14 protein-coding genes are annotated in these 19,198 nt (G+C 69.4%); 8 read left to right on the forward strand and 6 right to left on the reverse strand.

The features are described 5' to 3' along the window. The first annotated feature begins 331 nt into the window (after positions 1 to 331). On the forward strand, positions 332 to 1,219 hold the full coding sequence (locus tag WS78_RS16250; protein ID WP_038751910.1) for an HlyC/CorC family transporter: 888 nt from the start codon (positions 332 to 334) through the stop codon (positions 1,217 to 1,219). Between the two features lie 42 nt (positions 1,220 to 1,261). After that, on the forward strand, positions 1,262 to 2,974 hold the full coding sequence (lnt, locus tag WS78_RS16255) for an apolipoprotein N-acyltransferase (RefSeq protein ID WP_038751907.1): 1,713 nt from the start codon (positions 1,262 to 1,264) through the stop codon (positions 2,972 to 2,974). Positions 2,975 to 3,009: 35 nt separating this feature from the next. Here lnt and WS78_RS16260 read toward each other — a convergent pair whose 3' ends face one another. Beyond that, complete coding sequence (locus tag WS78_RS16260) at positions 3,010 to 4,647, reverse strand: tetratricopeptide repeat protein (protein WP_059575271.1); 1,638 nt, start codon at positions 4,645 to 4,647, stop codon at positions 3,010 to 3,012. Between the two features lie 808 nt (positions 4,648 to 5,455). On the opposite strand from WS78_RS16260, the gene glyQ reads away from it, so the two are divergent. Genes glyQ through WS78_RS16285 form a run of 5 tightly spaced genes read left to right on the forward strand, consistent with a single transcriptional unit; the run spans position 5,456 to position 10,925 of the window. Next, entirely contained in the window at positions 5,456 to 6,463 is a 1,008-nt protein-coding gene (glyQ, locus tag WS78_RS16265) for a glycine--tRNA ligase subunit alpha (protein ID WP_081989874.1), read from the forward strand. Positions 6,464 to 6,479: 16 nt separating this feature from the next. Continuing rightward, positions 6,480 to 8,579 (forward strand): glycine--tRNA ligase subunit beta, encoded by a 2,100-nt coding sequence (gene glyS / locus WS78_RS16270; RefSeq protein ID WP_059577264.1) that lies wholly within the window; start codon positions 6,480 to 6,482, stop codon positions 8,577 to 8,579. Positions 8,580 to 8,595: 16 nt separating this feature from the next. Next, entirely contained in the window at positions 8,596 to 9,159 is a 564-nt protein-coding gene (gmhB, locus tag WS78_RS16275) for a D-glycero-beta-D-manno-heptose 1,7-bisphosphate 7-phosphatase (protein ID WP_059577267.1), read from the forward strand. Positions 9,160 to 9,201: 42 nt separating this feature from the next. Further along, complete coding sequence (locus tag WS78_RS16280) at positions 9,202 to 9,981, forward strand: lysophospholipid acyltransferase family protein (RefSeq protein WP_038751210.1); 780 nt, start codon at positions 9,202 to 9,204, stop codon at positions 9,979 to 9,981. A gap of 47 nt (positions 9,982 to 10,028) precedes the next feature. Further along, on the forward strand, positions 10,029 to 10,925 hold the full coding sequence (locus tag WS78_RS16285) for a M48 family metallopeptidase (protein ID WP_038751208.1): 897 nt from the start codon (positions 10,029 to 10,031) through the stop codon (positions 10,923 to 10,925). A 481-nt stretch (positions 10,926 to 11,406) separates the two neighbouring features. On the opposite strand, the gene gloA is transcribed toward WS78_RS16285, so the two are convergent. Next, positions 11,407 to 11,796 (reverse strand): lactoylglutathione lyase, encoded by a 390-nt coding sequence (gene gloA / locus WS78_RS16295; RefSeq protein WP_038751204.1) that lies wholly within the window; start codon positions 11,794 to 11,796, stop codon positions 11,407 to 11,409. A 360-nt stretch (positions 11,797 to 12,156) separates the two neighbouring features. Between gloA and WS78_RS16305 the strand changes: the two genes are divergently transcribed. Next, positions 12,157 to 13,098, forward strand: a complete 942-nt coding sequence (locus WS78_RS16305) for a DMT family transporter (RefSeq protein WP_038751200.1) — start codon at positions 12,157 to 12,159, stop codon at positions 13,096 to 13,098. Positions 13,099 to 13,325: 227 nt separating this feature from the next. Here the strand turns inward: WS78_RS16305 and rsmA are convergent, their stop codons facing one another. From rsmA to WS78_RS16325, 4 genes are all read right to left on the reverse strand, one after another. Continuing rightward, on the reverse strand, positions 13,326 to 14,156 hold the full coding sequence (gene rsmA, locus WS78_RS16310) for a 16S rRNA (adenine(1518)-N(6)/adenine(1519)-N(6))-dimethyltransferase RsmA (RefSeq protein ID WP_038751198.1): 831 nt from the start codon (positions 14,154 to 14,156) through the stop codon (positions 13,326 to 13,328). Positions 14,157 to 14,187: 31 nt separating this feature from the next. Further along, complete coding sequence (gene pdxA, locus WS78_RS16315) at positions 14,188 to 15,252, reverse strand: 4-hydroxythreonine-4-phosphate dehydrogenase PdxA (RefSeq protein WP_038751196.1); 1,065 nt, start codon at positions 15,250 to 15,252, stop codon at positions 14,188 to 14,190. A gap of 15 nt (positions 15,253 to 15,267) precedes the next feature. Beyond that, entirely contained in the window at positions 15,268 to 16,614 is a 1,347-nt protein-coding gene (locus tag WS78_RS16320; protein WP_038751194.1) for a peptidylprolyl isomerase, read from the reverse strand. Positions 16,615 to 16,680: 66 nt separating this feature from the next. Beyond that, the gene (locus tag WS78_RS16325) at positions 16,681 to 19,041 is read right to left on the reverse strand and encodes an LPS-assembly protein LptD (protein WP_059577273.1); all 2,361 of its coding nucleotides are present in this window, start codon (positions 19,039 to 19,041) and stop codon (positions 16,681 to 16,683) included. Positions 19,042 to 19,198: the final 157 nt, after the last annotated feature.

Raw genomic sequence — 19,198 nt, forward strand, 5'->3', positions numbered from 1 at the left:
GGATGCGAAGGCGCGATGCGATCGCCAAATGCCGCCACAGCCGCCGCACGCCGTCTCGCACCACCGGCGCCGGACGTGCGCGCGCCCCGCAAGCCCACCCGCCCGCGCACCGGCCGCGCGCCGCTTCGCATCCGCCGTTTTTTTCCGCCGCTGCCCGCGTGAGCGTTTCTGCGCTACGATGAGGGACGCCCGAGGCCGCGCCGCTCGGCCGGAATCGCGCGACGCGCCGCTGCGGCTCGCGCGCATGCCCGTCGACACGGACGCGCCATAGCCTTGGTGTATCCTTGCCAATTCCGTGACAGCGCGCCTTCGATACGCAGGGCGCACCACCATGAACGATTCGTATCCCAGTCGAAAATCCTCCGACAAACCGCATGAAAAGCGCTCGCTGCTCGAGCGTCTGACCGACTTCATCTCGCCCGAGCCCGATTCGCGGGCCGAGCTCCTCGAAATCCTGCAGGATGCGCACGAGCGCAACCTGATCGACGCCGACTCGCTGTCGATGATCGAGGGCGTGTTCCAGGTGTCCGATCTGTGCGCGCGCGACATCATGGTGCCCCGCGCGCAGATGGACGCGCTCAACATCGCCGACAAGCCCGAGGACTTCATCCCGTTCGTGCTCGAAAAAGCACACTCCCGCTACCCGGTGTACGAAGACAACCGCGACAACGTGATCGGCGTCCTGCTCGCCAAGGATCTGCTGCGCTTCTACGCGGAAGAGGAATTCGACGTGCGCGGGATGCTGCGCCCCGCCGTCTTCATCCCCGAATCGAAGCGGCTGAACGTGCTGCTGCACGACTTCCGCGTGAACCGCAACCACCTCGCGATCGTCGTCGACGAATACGGCGGCGTCGCGGGCCTCATCACGATCGAGGACGTGCTCGAGCAGATCGTCGGCGACATCGAGGACGAATACGACTTCGACGAGGAAGCCGGCAACATCATCGCCGCGCCGGACGGCCGCTATCGCGTGCGCGCGCTGACCGAGATCGAGCAGTTCAACGAAACGTTCGGCACCGATTTCTCCGACGACGAAGTCGACACGATCGGCGGCCTCATCACGCACCATTTCGGCCGCGTCCCGCATCGCGGCGAGAAGGTGCGCCTCGGCGACCTGCTGTTCGAGATCCAGCGCGGCGACGCCCGCCAGATCCACGTGCTGCTCGTGCGCCGCGCGCCGCTCGCGGGCCGGCGCAGCAGCTCGGCCGGCGAAGACTGACGCGCGGCCTCCGTTTCCCAACCCGCTCCTTCGACGCAACGCATGGCCGAACCGATCTCGACCCGCTCGCAATCGAGCGTCTCCTCTACGGCCGCCGGCCGTGCGCTGCCCGTCTGGCACTATCCGGCCGCGCTCCTCGCGGGCGCGGCCAACACGCTGACGTTCGCGCCGACGCCTCACGGCGGCTGGCTGCAGTTCGTCGTATTCGCATGGCTCTTCGCGCAACTCACGCGCACGACGAGCTGGAAGCACGCGGCGGCCACGGGCGGCGCGTTCGGCTTCGGCAACTTCATCACCGGCATCTGGTGGCTCTACATCAGCATGCACGTGTACGGCGAGATGGCCGCGCCGCTCGCGGGCGGCGCGCTCGTGCTGTTCTGCCTGTATCTGTCGATCTATCCGGCGTTCTCGGCGGGGCTCTGGTCGTTCTGCGCGGGACACGCGCAAAACGGCCAGGCCGCCGAGCCGCGCCCGTTCTCGCCGACCTGGCACGGCGCGTTCGCGTTCGCGAGCGCATGGGCCGCCGGCGAATGGCTGCGCGGCACCGTGCTCACCGGCTTTCCGTGGCTCGCGAGCGGCTATGCGCAGGTCGACGGGCCGCTCGCCGGCTACGCGTCGATCGTCGGCGTCTACGGGATCGGCTGGATGCTCGCGCTCGTCGCGGCGCTCGCCGTGCAGGCGATCGTGCGCGCGCGCGAAGATGGCAATGGAACCGGAAACGGCCGCGGCAACGGCCGAACCGATGCGACGGCGACGAGCGCGACGGCCGCCCCGCGTGCCTCCCGCGCGCCGCGCGTCGCGGCGCCGGCGCTCGCGGCCGTCGCGCTCGTCGCGATCGGCCCACTGCTCGCGCTCGTGCCGTGGACCGTGCCCGCGAACGCGCCGCTCGCGGTGCGCCTGCTGCAAGGCAACGTGAAGCAGGACATCAAGTTCGAGGAAGCGGGCATCAAGGCGGCGATCGAGATGTATCAGAAGATGATCACCGAGAAGCCGGCCGATCTCGTCGTCACGCCCGAGACGGCGATCGCGGTGCTGATCCAGGAACTGCCCGAGCCGTTCGCGCGCGCGGTGCGCGCGTTCAGCGACACGACCGACACGGCCGTGCTGTTCGGCGCGGTCGGCGGCACGGTGACGGCCGACGGCCGGATCGTCGACTACACGAACAGCCTGTACGGCGTGACGCCGCATTCGCGCGACATCTACCGCTACGACAAGCACCATCTGGTGCCGTTCGGCGAATTCATCCCGTGGGGCTTTCGCTGGTTCGTCGACCTGATGAAGATGCCGCTCGGCGATTTCGCGCGCGGCGCGCCGGTCCAGCAGCCGTTCATCGTGCGCAACCAGCCGGTGATGGCGGACATCTGCTACGAGGATATCTTCGGCGAGGAGATCGCGGCGACGATCCGCGACAATCCGGTGTCGCCGGGCGTGCTCGTCAACGTGACGAACCTCGCGTGGTTCGGCGACACGATCGCGCTCGACCAGCACCTGCAGATCGCGCGGATGCGCTCGCTGGAGACCGGCCGGCCGATGCTGCGCGCGACGAACACCGGGATGACGGCCGCGATCGACGCGCAAGGGCGCGTGCTCGGCCAGCTGAAGCCCTACACGATCGGCTCGCTCGACGTGCGGATCGAAGGCACGGCCGGACGCACGCCGTACGTGACGAGCGGCAACGCGACGGTGCTCGCGCTGTCGCTGCTGTTCCTCGCGTTCGGTTTCGCGTTCGGGCCGGGGCTGCGCCGGCGCGGCTGACGCTCTCCGCGCGCCGCCCGCCGGCGGCGCGTTCTTCAGCCCGCGCGCTGCGCCCATGCGCGCAGATCGCGCGCCACCTCGTCCATCACCGGCTCCCAGCGCGCGAACTCGCGCTGACGATACAGCGTCGCGCTCGGATACCACGGGCTGTCGCGCCGCCCGAGCTGCCACACCCAGTGCGGATTGACGTCGAGCAGCACCCACGTCGGGCGCCCGAGCGCGCCGCCCAGATGCGCAACCGACGTGCAGACGCTCACGATCAGATCGAGCGCGCCGACGTAGGCGGCCGTATCGTCGAACGTGCGCAGCTCGGCCGTGTCGTCGACGATCGGAAAGCCCGCCGAGCGCGCTGCCGCGACGTCCGCCGACGCGCCCGGCTGCAGCGAATGAAACGTCACGCCGCCGATCCCGCCGAACGCGGCGACGTACCGGTCGAGACCGACACGCCTGAACGGATTGCGCTGATGCGCGAGGCTGCCCGTCCACGCAAGCCCCACGCGCAACGGCGTCGCCCCCGCCTGCGCGGACTCGGCGAAGCGCGCGCGCCATCGCGCGAGCGCCGCGTCGTCGGCGCGCAGATACGGGACGGTATCGCCGAACAGCGCATCGCCGAGCCCGAGCATCCACGGCACGCTCATCAGCGCAAGCTCGTAGTCGAACGGCGGCAGCGCGTCGACGCCGCCGCCCGCACGATAGCCGTCGACGTGCGCGCCGAGGCTGCGCACGAGCAGATCACCCATTTGCGGAAACGCATTCCATTCGAGCCGGCCGCCTTCGCGATGCACGCGCTCGGCGAGCGCCGGCACGAAGCGCGCGAACTGCAGCAGGTCGCCCATGCCCTGCTCGCCCCACACGAGCAGCGTCTTGCCGGCCAGCGGCTCGCCGCGCCAGCGCGGGCCGGGCAGCGCCGGCAGCTTGCCGCGCAGCTCGGGCGCGCCGCTCCAGCGCAGTTCGTGCGCCGGCCAACCGCTCGCGTAGTCGCCGCGCGCGAGCCGGATCAGCGCGAGGTTGAAGCGGTGCGACGCATCGCCGGGCTCAAGCTCGATGACGCGCCGCGACGCGCGCTCGGCGTCGTCCCAGCGCTGCGCCTCCTTGTACGCCATCGCCGCGTTGGTGAGCGCGAGCGGGCTGTCGGGCGCGAGCGCGAGCGCCTTCGCCGACGCGTCGAGCGCGCCCGGCAGGTCGTGGCGGCGCAGCCGCGCGATAACGAGATTGATCCACGCATCGGGCTCGGACGGCGCGCCGGCGGCCGCTCCTTCGAGCAGCGCGAGCTCCTCGGCGTCGTCGCCGCCCGTCATCCGGACGGCGATCGCGAGGTTGTTCTTCAGCGACGGCCATGCGGGCTCGACGGCCAGCACGCGCCGGTACGGCGCGATCGCCTCCGCGTGACGCCCCGCGTGCTGCAGCGCGTAGCCGTGGTTGAACGCGGCGGCGGGCGACGTCGGCGCGAGCGCGTCGCAGAGGCGCGCGAGTTCGACCGCGTCATCGGCGCGCCCGTCGCCGACGAGCGCCATCGTCAGCCGATGGATCGCGCCGTCGTCAACGGGATGCAGCAGGCCGGCGGCTTCGAGCCAGATCGCGCGCGCGTCGCCGCGGGCGTCGAGCGCCCGGCGAAGCATCGCGACGAAGGGCGGCAGCAACGGAACGTTCGGGCCGGGCGAAGCGAGGGACATGGGCGATCGTCACGAAGACGGCGTGGCGCGCGACGCGGCGCGGAAGCCACCATCTTACCGGCTCGCCGCCGCCCGGCGTCTCGAAAATGCGCGGGTGCTTCGTCGCCGCGCGCGTCCGTCGAATGGCCGACTGGCGATCCGCCGCTGGGGCCGTGCGCCGCCCGCGCGCACGGCGCGGCGCGCGCCGTGTGAGCCGTGTGAGCCGTGTGAGCCGTGTGAGCCGTGTGAGCCGTGTGAGCCGTGTGAGCCGTGTGAGCCGTGTGTGCCGTGTGTGCCGTGTGTGCCGTGTGTGCCGTGTGTGCCGTGTGTGCCGTGTGTGCCGTGTGTGCCGTGTGTGCCGTGTGTGCCGTGTGCGTCGTGTGTGCCGTATGTGCCGTGTGCGTCGTGTGCGTCGTGTGAGCCGTGTGAGCCGTGTGAGCCGTGTGAGCCGTGTGAGCCGTGCGTGCCGTGCGTGCCGTGTGTGCCGTGTGCGTCGTGCGTGCCGTGTGCGCCGTGCGTGCCGTGCGTGCCGTGCGTACCGTGCGTGCCGTGCGTGCCGTGCGTGCCGCGTGCGCCGCGGCCGCCCGCGAATCGCGCGCCGACGCGCCGCCGATCGGCCCCCGCGCATCCGCCCGTTTTCCCGCGATTTCGTCGCCCGCGAACGCGTATGGAGGGCTGCCCCACCCCGTTCCGGCCGCACCTGCCCGCCGATCCGGTAAAATTACGCGTTTCAGCACAGACCCAAGCCGCGCGCCGCGCGAGCTGCCGGCGCCAGCCCCGCTCGCGCCGTCCGCCCGAAGCGCGGCGCCCAGCGCCACGAAGGCCTCTCATGCTTACGTTTCAGCAAATCATCCTGACGCTCCAGTCCTATTGGGACAGGCAGGGTTGCGCCCTGCTCCAGCCGATCGACATGGAAGTCGGCGCCGGTACGTCGCACGTGCACACGTTCCTGCGCGCGATCGGCCCCGAGCCGTGGCGCGCCGCGTACGTGCAGCCGTCGCGGCGCCCGAAGGACGGCCGCTACGGCGAGAACCCGAACCGCCTGCAGCACTACTACCAGTATCAGGTGGTGCTCAAGCCCGCGCCGGAGAACATCCTCGACCTGTACCTCGGCTCGCTGGAAGCGCTCGGCTTCGATCTGAAGCAGAACGACGTGCGCTTCGTCGAGGACGACTGGGAAAACCCGACGCTCGGCGCGTGGGGCCTCGGCTGGGAAGTCTGGCTGAACGGCATGGAAGTCACGCAGTTCACGTACTTCCAGCAAGTGGGCGGCCTCGACTGCAAGCCGGTGCTCGGCGAGATCACCTACGGCCTCGAGCGCCTCGCGATGTATCTGCAGAAAGTCGAGAACGTCTACGACCTGATCTGGACCGAGTGGGAAGAGCAAGGCCCGAATGGCCCCGAGCTGCGCCGCCTGACCTACGGCGACGTCTATCACCAGAACGAAGTCGAGCAGTCGACCTACAACTTCGAGCAGGCGAACGTCGAGCTGCTCTTCACGTTCTTCAGCAGCTACGAAGCGGAAGCGAAGCGGATGATCGACGCTCAGCTCGCGCTGCCCGCGTACGAGCTCGTGCTGAAGGCGGGCCACACGTTCAACCTGCTCGACGCGCGCGGCGCGATTTCCGTGACCGAGCGCGCCGCGTACATCGGCCGCATCCGCGCGTTGTCGCGGCTCGTCGCGCAGGCGTACTACGATTCGCGCGAGAAGCTCGGCTTCCCGATGATCGGCAACCCGGTGCCGGGCGTGCCGGGCTTGACCACCGACGCGCAAGAGGCCGCGCAGCCCGCGTGGGCGCCGCCGCTGAAGGCCGAACGCAAGATCGATCAGGACTGACGAGATTCTTCACACCATGACGCAAAACCATTCCGCTTCCCTGCTCGTCGAACTGCTGACCGAAGAGCTGCCGCCGAAAGCGCTCGCGCGCCTGGGCGACGCGTTCGCCGAAGGCATCGCGCAACGCCTCGCCGCGCGCGACCTGATCGAAGGCGAGCTCGCGTTCGAGCGCTACGCGACGCCGCGCCGCCTCGCCGTCGTCGTCCGGAACGTGCGCGCCGTCGCGCCCGAAAAGCAGGTCCGCGAAAAAGTGCTGCCGGTGTCGGTCGCGCTCGACGCGCAAGGCTTGCCCACCGCCCCGCTCGCGAAGAAGCTCGCCGCGCTCGGCCGCCCGAACCTGTCGATCGCCGATCTCGAGCGCGCGCACGACGGCAAGGCCGAAGCGTTCTTCGTCAACTACGCGGCGCCCGGCGCGTCGCTCGCCGACGGCCTGCAGGCCGCGCTCGACGAAACCCTCGCGAAGCTGCCGATCCCGAAGGTGATGACCTATCAGCGCCCGGACGGCACCGACGTCCAGTTCGTGCGCCCCGTGCATCGCCTCACCGTGCTGCACGACGATCGCATCGTGCCCGTGTCCGCGTTCGGCATCGACGCGGGCGACACGACGCTCGGCCACCGCTTCCTGTCCGACGGCCTCGTCGCGATCCAGCACGCGAGCGCGTACGCGGACGCGCTGCGCGAGAAAGGCCGCGTGATCGCGCACTTCGCGCACCGCAAGGAAGCGATCCGCACGCAGCTCGCCGCGCACGCCGACGGCGACCAGGTCGTGATGCCGGAAGCGCTGCTCGACGAGGTGACGTCGCTCGTCGAATGGCCCGTCGTCTATCCGTGCCGCTTCGAGGACGAATTCCTGCAAGTCCCGCAGGAGTGCCTGATCCTCACGATGCAGACGAACCAGAAGTACTTCGCGCTCACCGACGCGGCGGGCAAGCTGCGCTCGCGCTTCCTGATCGTGTCGAACATCGAGACGAAGACGCCGGACGAGATCGTCGAGGGCAACGAGCGCGTCGTGCGCCCGCGCCTCGCCGACGCGAAGTTCTTCTTCGAACAGGACAAGAAGAAGCCGCTCGCCGAGCGCGTGCCGCTGCTCGCGAACGTCGTCTATCACAACAAGCTCGGCTCGCAGCTCGCGCGCGTCGAGCGCCTCGAAACGCTCGCGGGCGAGATCGCGCCCGCGATCGGCGCCGACGCGACGATCGCGATCCGCGCGGCGCGCCTCGCGAAGGCCGACCTGCTGACCGACATGGTCGGCGAGTTCCCCGAGCTGCAGGGCACGATGGGCACGTACTACGCGCGCCACGACGGCGAGCCGGAAGACGTCGCTGTCGCGTGCACCGAGCACTACCAGCCGCGCTTCTCCGGCGACGCGCTGCCGACGGCGCCCGTGTCGACCGCGGTCGCGCTCGCCGACAAGCTCGAGACGATCGTCGGCATCTGGGGCATCGGCCTCGCGCCGACGGGCGAGAAGGACCCGTTCGCGCTGCGCCGTCACGCGCTCGGCGTGCTGCGTCTGCTGCTCGAAAAGCAGTTGCCGCTCGATCTCGTCTGGCTGCTGCGCACCGCGTACGAGCGCTTCGCGGCGGTGCCGGGCGTCGCCGAATCGACCAACGCGATCTACGCGTTCTTCATCGATCGCCTGCGCGGCCTGTTGCGCGAGCGCGGCTACACGGCAGGCGAAGTCGACGCGGTGCTGAGCCTGAACCCGACGCGCCTCGACGACATCGTCGCGCGCCTCGACGCGGTGCGCGAATTCACGCGCCTCGCGGAAGCCGAAGCGCTCGCGGCCGCGAACAAGCGGATCTCGAACATCCTGAAGAAGTCGGAAAGCGGCGCGAACGGCGCGGTGCAGCCGACGCTGTTCGTCGAAGCCGCCGAGAAGGCGCTCGCCGAGCAGCTCGCCGCGGTCACGCCGCGCGTGCAGTCGCAGCTCGAGGCGCGCGCGTACACGGGCGCCCTCTCCGCGCTCGCGGCGCTGCGCGCGCCCGTCGACGCGTTCTTCGACGACGTGATGGTCAACGCCGAGGACCCCGCGCTGCGCGCGAACCGGCTCGCGCTCCTGTCCGCGCTGCATCAGCAGATGAACTGCGTCGCGGACATCTCGAAGCTCGCCGCCTGAAGCCGGGGGCCACGCAATGCCGACCAGTCCCAGCAAGAAGCTCGTCGTCCTCGACCGCGACGGCGTCATCAACGTCGATTCGGACGCGTTCGTCAAGTCGCCCGACGAATGGATCGCGCTGCCCGGCAGCCTCGAGGCGATCGCGCGGCTCAACCACGCGGGCTACCGCGTCGTCGTCGCGACCAACCAGTCGGGCATCGGCCGGGGCCTGTTCGACATGGCGACGCTGAACGCGATGCATCTGAAAATGCATCGCGCGGCGGCCGCGGTCGGCGCACGGATCGACGCGGTGTTCTTCTGCCCGCACACCGCCGACGACCACTGCGACTGCCGCAAGCCGCAGCCGGGAATGATGAAGCTGATCGCCGAGCGCTTCGAGATCGATCCGCAGAACACGCCCGTCGTCGGCGATTCGCTGCGCGACCTGCAGGCGGGCGCGGCGCTCGGCTTCCGGCCGCACCTCGTGCTGACGGGCAAGGGCAAGAAGACGCTCGCCGCGGGCGGGCTGCCGCAAGGCACGCGCGTGCACGACGACCTGCGCGCGTTCGCGCTCGATTTCCTTTCCGAAGAACACGAGTGATGCCGACCCGCGCGCGTCCTCCCTCACCGTAACGTCACGCCGATGCGCTTCGCCCGCTCCCTGCTCCTATTCGTTTATTTCATCGTCTACACGGCGCTGTACGCGACCGCGTGCTTCATCGCGTTCCCGTTCCTGCGCCCGAACGCGCGCTACTGGATGGCGGCCGGCTGGTGCAAGTCGACGCTCTTCGTCGCGCGCTGGCTGAACGGCATCCGCTATCGCATCGAAGGCTACGAGAACCTGCCCGACGGCCCGGCCGTGCTGCTGCCGAAGCATCAGTCCGCGTGGGAGACGATCGCGCTGCCCGCGCTGATGCCGAAGCCGCTCTGCTACGTGTTCAAGCGCGAGTTGCTGTACGTGCCGTTCTTCGGCTGGGCGCTCGGGATGCTGCACATGGTCCACATCAACCGCAAGGACGGCAAGAACGCGTTCGATTCGGTGATTCGCCAGGGCCGCACGCGAATGGCGGACGGCGCGTGGGTCATCATGTTCCCCGAAGGCACGCGCACGCCGGTCGGCAGTCAGGGCAAGTACAAGACGGGCGGCGCGCGCTTCGCGATCGGCGCGGGCGCGCCCGTCGTGCCGATCGCCCACAACGCGGGACGCGTGTGGCCGCGCAACTCGTTTATGAAGTATCCCGGCACCGTCACGGTGTCGATCGGCAAGCCGATCGACACGCAAGGCCTCACCCCCGATCAATTGAACGAACGTGTCGAGAACTGGATCGAAGCGGAAATGCGCCGCATCGATCCGGACGCGTACCGGCACGAGCGCGACGGCGCACGCGGCGCCGCACGCTCGTCCGACGCCGCGCGTACCTGAAGTCAAGCGAGTTTCACCCATTGCGCACTGCCAAACGAAGCGAACTGATGCCGAAGCGTCCCAGGCCACGGCCGGCCGTCGTGGCTCTCGATCACCGCCAGCTCGACCTGCCGCTCTTCGACGGGCCGGCCGCCTCGGCGTCTCCCGCTTCCCCTTCCGCCGTTCCGCCCGCTTCGTCCGTTGCGCCCGCCGCACCCGCTGCGCCGCCCGACGCCGACCGCTCCCGTCGCCGCACGCTCGCGCTCGACGGCGGCGTCCTCGAATACAAGCTCAAGCGCTCGGCGCGCCGCACGATCGGCTTCGCGATCGACGGCAGCGGCCTCACGATCACCGCGCCGCGCTGGGTGACGCTCGCCGACATCGAAGCGGCGATCGCCGAGAAGCGTCGCTGGATCTTCAACAAGCTCGCCGAATGGCAGACGCGCGCCGAGCAGCGCGCGCTGCCGCAGATCGACTGGAAGGAAGGCGCGCAGATTCCGTACCTCGGCAAGCCCGTCACCATCGCGCTCGCGTCGGCGAAGGGCGCGCTCAGCTTCGACGCGGCCGCCGCGACGCTCGAGCTCGGGCTGCCCGCGCACGCGAGCGAGCAGCAGATCAAGGACCGCGTGCAGGGGTGGCTGCAGAGCGAAGCGAAGCGGATCTTCGGCGAGCGGCTGGCGGTGTATGCGCAGAAGCTCGGCGTCACGTATTCGATGTATGCGCTGTCGTCGGCCGCGACGCGCTGGGGCAGTTGCTCGAGCGACGGCAAGATCCGCCTGAACTGGCGGCTCGTCCACTTTCCGATGTCGATCGTCGATTACGTCGTCGCGCACGAGCTGTCGCATCTGCGCGAGATGAACCATAGCCCGGCGTTCTGGCAGACGGTCGAATCGATCTTTCCGGAATTCCGCGAAGCGCGGCATACGCTCAAGCATCATCCGCCGGAGCTGCTGCCGGCGCTCTGAGCGCGCGGCGCTCGCAAAAGCGCGCCGCCCGTCGCCCGATCGAAAGGGCGGCGGCCGAACGCGGCGAGCGGTAGCCCGGGGGACGCGGCCGCGCGCAACCGCAATCGGACATCGATTTTCGCGGCGCGCTTTCGATGCGGCAGGCGCCGCACCGATTCGATTCGGCGCTTCCGCGCCCGCCCCTCCTCTCGCCGCCGTCGTCCCGCGCCGCACGACCGATGCATGCGCCGACTCGCCCGCCTACGCCCGCGCGCGACGCGGCGCACGACGCGGCGCGTCGCCCGAACCGCGCCGCCGCCCGCGGAAGCGCGCGCAAGCGCGAACGCGAACGCGCCGCCGAGCTTCGCAGCCCGAGCAAAACGGGTTCATGAAAAGGAATCGTGGGAGAGGAAAAACGACTCGGCGCGCAGGCGCGAACGCATCGCGCGCCGGATGCGAGCCGGCGCGGAGCGCCGCAGCGCCCCGTGCGGCCGGACAGCGCTCAGTGGGACTTGCGCTGGATGAACTCGATCTTGTAGCCGTCCGGATCTTCGACGAACGCGATCACCGTCGTGCCGTGCTTCATCGGGCCGGCTTCGCGCGTGACCTTGCCGCCTTGCGCCTTGATCCGCTCGCACGCCTCGTACGCGTCGTCGACTTCGAGCGCGAGGTGGCCGAAGCCCGTGCCGAGGTCGTACGACTTCGTGTCCCAGTTGTGGGTGAGCTCGATGACCGTGTGGTCCCGCTCGTCGCCGTAGCCGACGAATGCAAGCGTGAATTTCCCGTCCGGATAGTCGTCGCGGCGCAGCAATTTCATGCCGAGCAGCTCGGTGTAGAACTTGATCGAGCGGTCGAGATCGCCGACTCGCAGCATCGTGTGAAGCAAACGCATGATGTACTCCGTGGGGACTTGCTTGAACGTGCGAATGTACCAGACCCGCGCGATTCTCGCCGGCCGCCGCACCGCCCATCCGGGCAGCGGAAGCCATGCACGACGGCAGGCGGCGCGCGGCGCGATCGGTTAAGATCGTCGCGGCAGGCAGCGGTGCGGCATGCGCGCCGCATCGCCGCCCGCCGCACCCCGCGACGAGGCCGCCCGCGCCGCGTCCCGCGACGAATCGAACCACCTTTCCGACAGCCGCTCCCCCGGCCCGCAAACCGTGCAAACCTTCTTCCTCGAACCGAGCTTGTCCGCCGAGCGCCCGGCCGCCGGCATATCCACGGCGCGCGCCACCGCGTTCGGGGGCGTCCGATGAGCGCCGTCGCCTACGCGCCGGCACGCCCGGCGCTCGATCTGCGCGCGATCGGCGTGATGATCCTGCTATGCGCGATCTGGGGCTTCCAGCAAGTCGCGATCAAGAGCGCGACGCACGCAATCCCGCCGATGCTCCAAGCCGGGCTGCGCTCGGCGATCGCGGCCGTCGGCGTGTGGGCGTGGGCGAGCGCGCGCGGCACGTCGCTCTTTCGCGCGGACGGCACGTTCGGCGCCGGCGTCGCCGCGGGCACGCTGTTCGCGGGCGAATTCGTCTGCCTCTTTTTCGGCCTCACGCTGACGAGCGCCGCGCGCATGGCGATCTTCCTCTACACCGCGCCGTGCTTCACCGCGCTCGGCCTGCACCTGTTCGCGCCGGGCGAGAAGATGCGCCGCATGCAATGGATGGGCGTCGCGATCGCGTTCTCGGGCATCGCGGTCGCATTCGCCGACGGCTTCGCGCGGCCGGCCGCGGGCGGCGCATCGACGCTCGCCGGGCTCGCGGGCGACGCGCTCGGCGTGCTCGGCGGCGTGATGTGGGCGGCGACGACGGTCGTCGTGCGCTCGACGTCGCTCGCGCGCGCGAGCGCGAGCAAGACGCTGTTCTACCAGCTGACGGTGTCGGCGGCGGCGCTGCTCGGGCTGGCCGTCGTCACCGGACAGACGACGCTCGCGAACGTGACGCCGCTCGCCGTCGCGAGCCTCGCGTATCAAGGCGTGATTGTCGCGTTCGCGAGCTATCTCGCATGGTATTGGCTGCTGACGCGCTATAGCGCGGCACGGCTTTCCGTGTTTACGTTTCTCGCGCCGCTCTTCGGCGTGAGCTTCGGCGTGCTGCTGCTCGGCGATTCGGTCGACGCACGCTTCGGCGCGGCGGCCGCGCTCGTGCTGGCGGGCATCGGGCTCGTCAACGCGCCGCCGAAAGGGGATCGCGGCAAGTAGGCGGGAAACGGAGGATTATCCGGCCGGCGGCCGTGGCGGGGCGCGTTGCAGATTTGCCGTTTAGCCGTTTAGTCGTTTTGCCGATCCGGCGGCTTCGTGGACACGCCGACATGCCGACACCGGCCGCGCGATCCCGCGACGCGCCGCCCTTTGCGCCGCCCGTCGCCGGCCGCCCGCCCCTCAGTCGCCCCTCAAGTCGCCTCTCAAGTCGCCTCTCAAGTCGCCTCTCAACCGCCCGTCCGCCGCACGGCGCCGGCCGCCTGCGCGACGCGCACGTACTCGTCGACGCCGACGTCTTCCGCGCGGCGCGCGAGATCGAAGCCGAGCGCGTCGAAATCCACCAGGTCGCGATAGCCCCCAAGCGTGTTGCGCAGCATCTTGCGGCGCTGCGAGAACGCGGCCGTCACCACTTCGCCGAGCACCGCGACGTCGACGTGAGGCAACTCGTGCGGCGCGTGCGGAATCATCCGCACGATCGCCGAATCGACCTTCGGCGGCGGCTGGAACGATTCGGGCGGCACATCGATCAGCTTGTCCATCGTGTAGCGGTACTGGAGCATCACCGACAGCCGGCTGAACGCCTTCGTGCCCGGCTCGGCGACCATCCGCTCGACGACTTCGTTCTGCAGCATGAAGTGCTGGTCGATCACGACGGGCGCGAACGACATCAAATGGAACAGCAGCGGGCTCGAGATGTTGTACGGCAGATTGCCGATGATCCGCAGCGACGGCGCGCCGCCCGGCCGCGCGAGCGAGCCGAAGTCGAACGCGAGCGCGTCGCCCGCGTGCAGCTCGAGCAGATCGCCGAAGCGCTCCTCGAGGCGTCCGATCAGGTCGCGATCGAGCTCGACCGCGTGCAGCGGCGAATCGGGCGTCGCGAGCCGCGCGATCACGGGCCCGGTGAGCGCGCCGAGGCCCGGACCGATCTCGACCATCCGCTCGCCGCGCTTCGGATCGATCGCCGCGACGATCGCGTCGATCACGCCGTGATCGACGAGAAAGTTTTGCCCGAAGCGCTTGCGCGCGAAATGCCCTTGGTGCTGTCTGCTGTTCGACATCGAGAGATAGAAAAACGAATGACGCGAAAACTCAGCCCGCGCGCCGATGGCGCGCCATCGTCACGGCGGTGTCGATCGCGGCGACGAGGCTGCCCGGATCGGCGCGGCCCGTGCCGGCGAGATCGAGCGCGGTGCCGTGATCGACCGACGTGCGGATGATCGGCAGGCCGAGCGTGACGTTGATGCCTTCGCCGAACGTCGCGTACTTGAGGACCGGCAGTCCCTGGTCGTGAAACATCGCGAGCACGCAATCCGCATGCTCGAGGTAGCGAGGCTGGAACAGCGTGTCGGCCGGGTACGGGCCGCGCGCGTCGATGCCCGCCGCCCGCGCGCGTTCGAGCGCCGGCTCAATCACGTCGATTTCCTCGCGGCCGAGATAACCGTTCTCGCCCGCGTGCGGATTCAGGCCCGTCACGAGGATGCGCGGCGCGGCAAGACCGAAGCTGCCGCGCAAGTCGCGATCGACGATCGCGAGCGTATCGGCAAGACCGTCGATCGTCAGCGCGGCCGACACGTCCTTGAGCGGCAGGTGCGTCGTCGCGAGCGCGACGCGCAGCGGGCGCTCGCCCGTGCCCGCGAGCATCATCACGACGCGCGGCGTGTGCGTGCGCTCGGCGAGATATTCGGTGTGACCGGTGAACGGCACGCCCGCATCGTTGATCGTGCTCTTTTGCAGCGGCGCGGTGACGATCGCGTCGTATTCGCCGGCGAGCGCGCCGTCGATCGCCGCATCGAGCAGATCGAGCACGTAGCGCCCGTTCGCCGGATTCAGCTTGCCGGCTTCGGCCGGCGCGGCAAGCGCGCGATGCACGACGGCGACATGCGCGTCTGCGACGTGCGCGTCGGCGACATGCGCATTCCCGACGTGCGCGCCTGCGACATCCGCATTCGCGCCGCCCGCCGTCACGCGCACCCAGTCGACGCCGACCGCGGCCGCGCGCTGCGCGATCAGATTCGCGTCGCCGAGCACCGTGAAACGCGCGTCCGGCCAGCGCGTCGCCGCGTCGGCGAGCGCGCGGGCCGTCAGCTCGGGGCCGACGCCGGCCGGCTCGCCGGTCGTGATCGCGATGCGCAGCGGCTGCGGGCTGGCGGACATGATGCGCCTATGCGCTTACTGGGCGACGGGCAGCTTGATCTGCACGTACGACGAATCGCGCAGCTCGCGCAGCCAGTCCGCGTACGCCTGCTCGGCCTTGCGCTGACCGATCGCCTGGCGAGCGATGTCCATCTGCTGCTGCACCGAGCCTTCCGCGTCGCGTCGGCCGAGCACCTGGATCAGGTGGTAGCCGTACTCGGTGCGCACCGGGTTGCTGACCTGGCCGTCCTGCAGCGCGTTCATCGCCCGCTCGAATTCGGGCACCGTCTCGCCCGGGCTGATCCAGCCGAGATCGCCGCCCTGCGAAGCCGAGCCGTCCTGCGAATAGGTGCGCGCGAATTTCTCGAAATCGCTGCCCGCCTCGATCTGCCGGCGGATGTCGATCAGCTGCTGGCGCGCCTGCGATTCGGACTTGCCTTCGCCGACGCGCAGCAGGATGTGGCGCACGTGCGTCTGCACGATCTTCGGCGACGCGGCCGGGTTCTGGCTCGCGCGGCGCTCGACGAGGCGCACGATCTCGAAGCCGTCCGGCACGCGGATGAGCGTCGGGTTGACCTCGCCGGGGCGCAGCTTCGACACGGCGTCGACGACGTCCGACGGCAGCGACGACGGCGACTTGAAGCCGAGATCACCGCCCTTCTTCGCGTCGTCGGCCTCCGAATTGTTCTTCGCGAGCCGCTCGAAATTGGCGCCCGACGCGAGCGCCTGCTGCAGCAGGCCTTCCGCCTTCTTCTGTGCGACGTCGATGTCCGCTTGCGGCGCGCTCGTCGGGGCCTTCACGAAGACGTGCTCGAGCCGCAGATCCTGCTGCGAGCCGGCGTTCGGGCCGCGCTGGCTCGCGATGTAGCTCGCCACCTCGGCGTCCGACACGGTGATCTTGCTGTCGACTTCCTTCTCGCGCAGCTTCGAGAGCATCAGCTCGGTGCGGGCATCGCCCACGAACACGTCCCACGGCACGCCTTGCGCCACGATGCGCGCCTTGTACTGCTCGAGCGGCATCCCGTTCGCCTGCGCGAGGCGGCCGAGCGTCGCCTGCACGGTGGCGTTGTCGACGACGATGCCGTCGTCCTTCGCCCGTTGCACCTGGATGCGCTCGAGCACTATCTGGTTGAGCACCTGTGCGCGCAACTGGTCCATCGGCGGCACGGGCGCGTTCTGCTGCTGCAGGCGGCGCGCGATCAGGCCGGCGCGCTGATCGAGCTCGCGCCCGGTGATCACGTCGTTGTTGACGACGGCGACCACCTCGTCGGCGAGCGACGCGCCCTGCGCGCGCAGCGCCTGCGCGGACGCGGCCGGCGCGACCGTGATGAGCGACGCGAGCAGACCGGATGCGATAGCCGCGAAGCGAAGGGTTTTCTTCATTGCCACAGGTACTCCATTGAAAGCGGGCTGCGCGAACGCCGCTCGCCGCGAACGCCTCCTCGGCGGTTAATCGTAATTGCTGAAGCGCGACAGCGGCGCCGGCGCGGGCGGCAGCGGCGTGTAGCCCTGCACGCCGGCCCTGAACGCAGACACGAGGCCGTTGTCGACGCTCGTCAGACCCTTCAGCACGAGTTGCGCGAGCACGCGGGTCGACGAGTTCTGCTGCCCCGACGTATTCACGCCGTTCGCGTAGCGCTGGACGCCGACGCCGAGCGCCCAGCAGTCGGCATCGTACTGGAAGCCGACGAGACCGTCGACAACCCGGCTGCTCGCGAGATCGTAGTTGAAGCGGCCGACCGCATAGAGCCGCCGCGTGAGCGGCCATTGCGCGGACACGAGAACCTGGTTGATCGGCTCGTTGCTGAGCGTCGGGTTCTGCCGCGTGTAGCGATAGCCGACGTTGATCACGCGCCGTTCGCCCGGGCTGTAGCCGAAGCCGACGCTCGACTTCACGAGCTGGTTGTTGTCGACGTTGTACTGGAACGCGGTTTCCGACGCGAAGCCCGCGCCGAGCTTGACCGACGCGCCGAGGATCAGGTCCGAGTGCCGCGCCGTCGCGGGCGCCTCGGTCGGCTGCAGCGTCACGCGCTGGTCGGTGAAGTAGTACTGCTGCGCGATCACGAAGCGCGCGCGCTCGTCGCCCGTCTCCGGATTGATGAAGCGGGTCGTGAGCGCGGCCGTCAGGCGGTTCGCGTCGGCGATCCGGTCGTTGCCGACGAACGTGTTCGGCGTGAAGATCTCCGCGAGCCCGAAGTCCGACACGGCCGTGTCGAAGAGCGGCGCGTCCGACTGGTTCCGGTACGGCGTGTACACGTAGTACAGGCGCGGCTCCAGCGTCTGGATGAAGTCCTGGCCGAACAGGCGCACCGAGCGGTCGAAGATGAGCCCGGTATCGAAGCTGAGCGTCGGGATCGAATACGTGAAACGCTTCGGCTGGCCGGGCACGCCGCCCGTCGTCGTCGTCAGGTCGTACGACGCGATGTGCAACTGCGCCTTCGGGACGACGAAGTAGCCGGGACCGTACAGCCCGTACGACACGTACGGGTTGAACATCACGCGGTCGCCTTCCGGCTGATCGGCGGTCGTGATCCGGAAGCGCGAATAGTCGGCTTCCGCGCCGAAGTCGAAGCCGCCGACGTTGTACTTCGCGTACTTCACGTTCAACTGCGGCTCGCGACCGTACGGCGCGACCGACGGCGCGAGCGTCTGCCAGTGCTGGTAGCGCCCGAGCACGGACCACGGCCCGTTGTTGTATGTCAGGCCGGCTTCCTGCTGATAGATGGTCTGGATCCCGTTCAGGAACTGGTTCGTCGACCCCAGGTCCTCCGGATACGTGTTGTCCGAGACCTTGTTGTAATAGACGTAGCCGCCGAAGCCGTTGCCGAAGTTCTGCTGGTGCTGCCAGTAAATCGCGTAACGGTTGCGCTTCGCGACACGGTCGTCCGGCAGGTATTCGCCCGTCAGCGTGCCCGAGTAGTTCGTCGACAGATAGCGGAACGTCGCCTGCGTGAAGATCCCGCGCTTCGAGATGATGTGCGGCGTGACCGTCAGATCGCGGTTCGGCGCGATGTTGAAGTAATACGGCAGCGCGAACTCGAAGCCGCTCGACGAATCGAGCGAGAACGTCGGCGGCAGGAAGCCGCTGCGCCGCTCGCCCGACAGCGGAAACGTGAGCCACGGGCTGCCGAAGAGCGGCACGCCCTGGAAGAACAGCACGCCGTTGCGCGCGACGCCTTCGTCCGCGCCGGTATCGAAATCGAACTCGCTGCCCTTGATGTACCACGCCGGGTTCGTCGCGCACTGGCAGCCGGTGTACGTGCCGTTCGTGAACACCGAGCGCTCGCTGTCGAGCAGTTGCACCCGCTCGGCGCTGCCCGAGCCGCCCGTCGCCGTGAAATGGTACTTCGGCGTCGTCATGAAGCCCTGGTTCGCCTCGACCTTCAGATGCGCCTCGGGGCCCGAGAACGTCGTGCCGCCGTTCGACACCGTGACCTTGCCGTACGCGTCGGCCATGTCGGTGTCCTGCTCGTAGTGGATCGCCTGCGCCTTGACGACCGCGTTGCCGCGGCGGATCTCGGCCGAGCCCTTCGCGGCGAGATCCTGATCGGCCGTGCCGCTCGTGTGGTCGCCGAGCACGAACGTCGCCGGCTTGCCGCTCTGTTTTTGCGGATGCTCGTCGAGCTGCGGCGCGAGGCGCAGGTCCCACGGCGAACCGAACGTCTGCGGCTCGGCCGCGACGCCCGTCAGTTGGGCCTGCGACACCGCCGGCACGAGGCCCGGTACGGCCAAAAGCGCGACCGCGAGCCGTTTTTTGCGCGGCGCGGCATCGCAAGCTGGGACGAGCGGGAATAACGTTTTAGGCGGCATCTATCGTTCGGCGAATCGACCCTGTCAAACCCGGCCTTCGCACGCCGCAGCCCGCGCAATCGAACCGTGACTGCGGCTTCGCGCATACCGGGGGAAAACGGGCAAACGGACGGCGTAGCGGGCTGCGGGCCCGCGCCGGCGGGAATTGACACGGGAC

The sequence above is a fragment of the Burkholderia savannae genome, from assembly GCF_001524445.2.
Taxonomy (GTDB): Bacteria; Pseudomonadota; Gammaproteobacteria; order Burkholderiales; family Burkholderiaceae; genus Burkholderia; species Burkholderia savannae.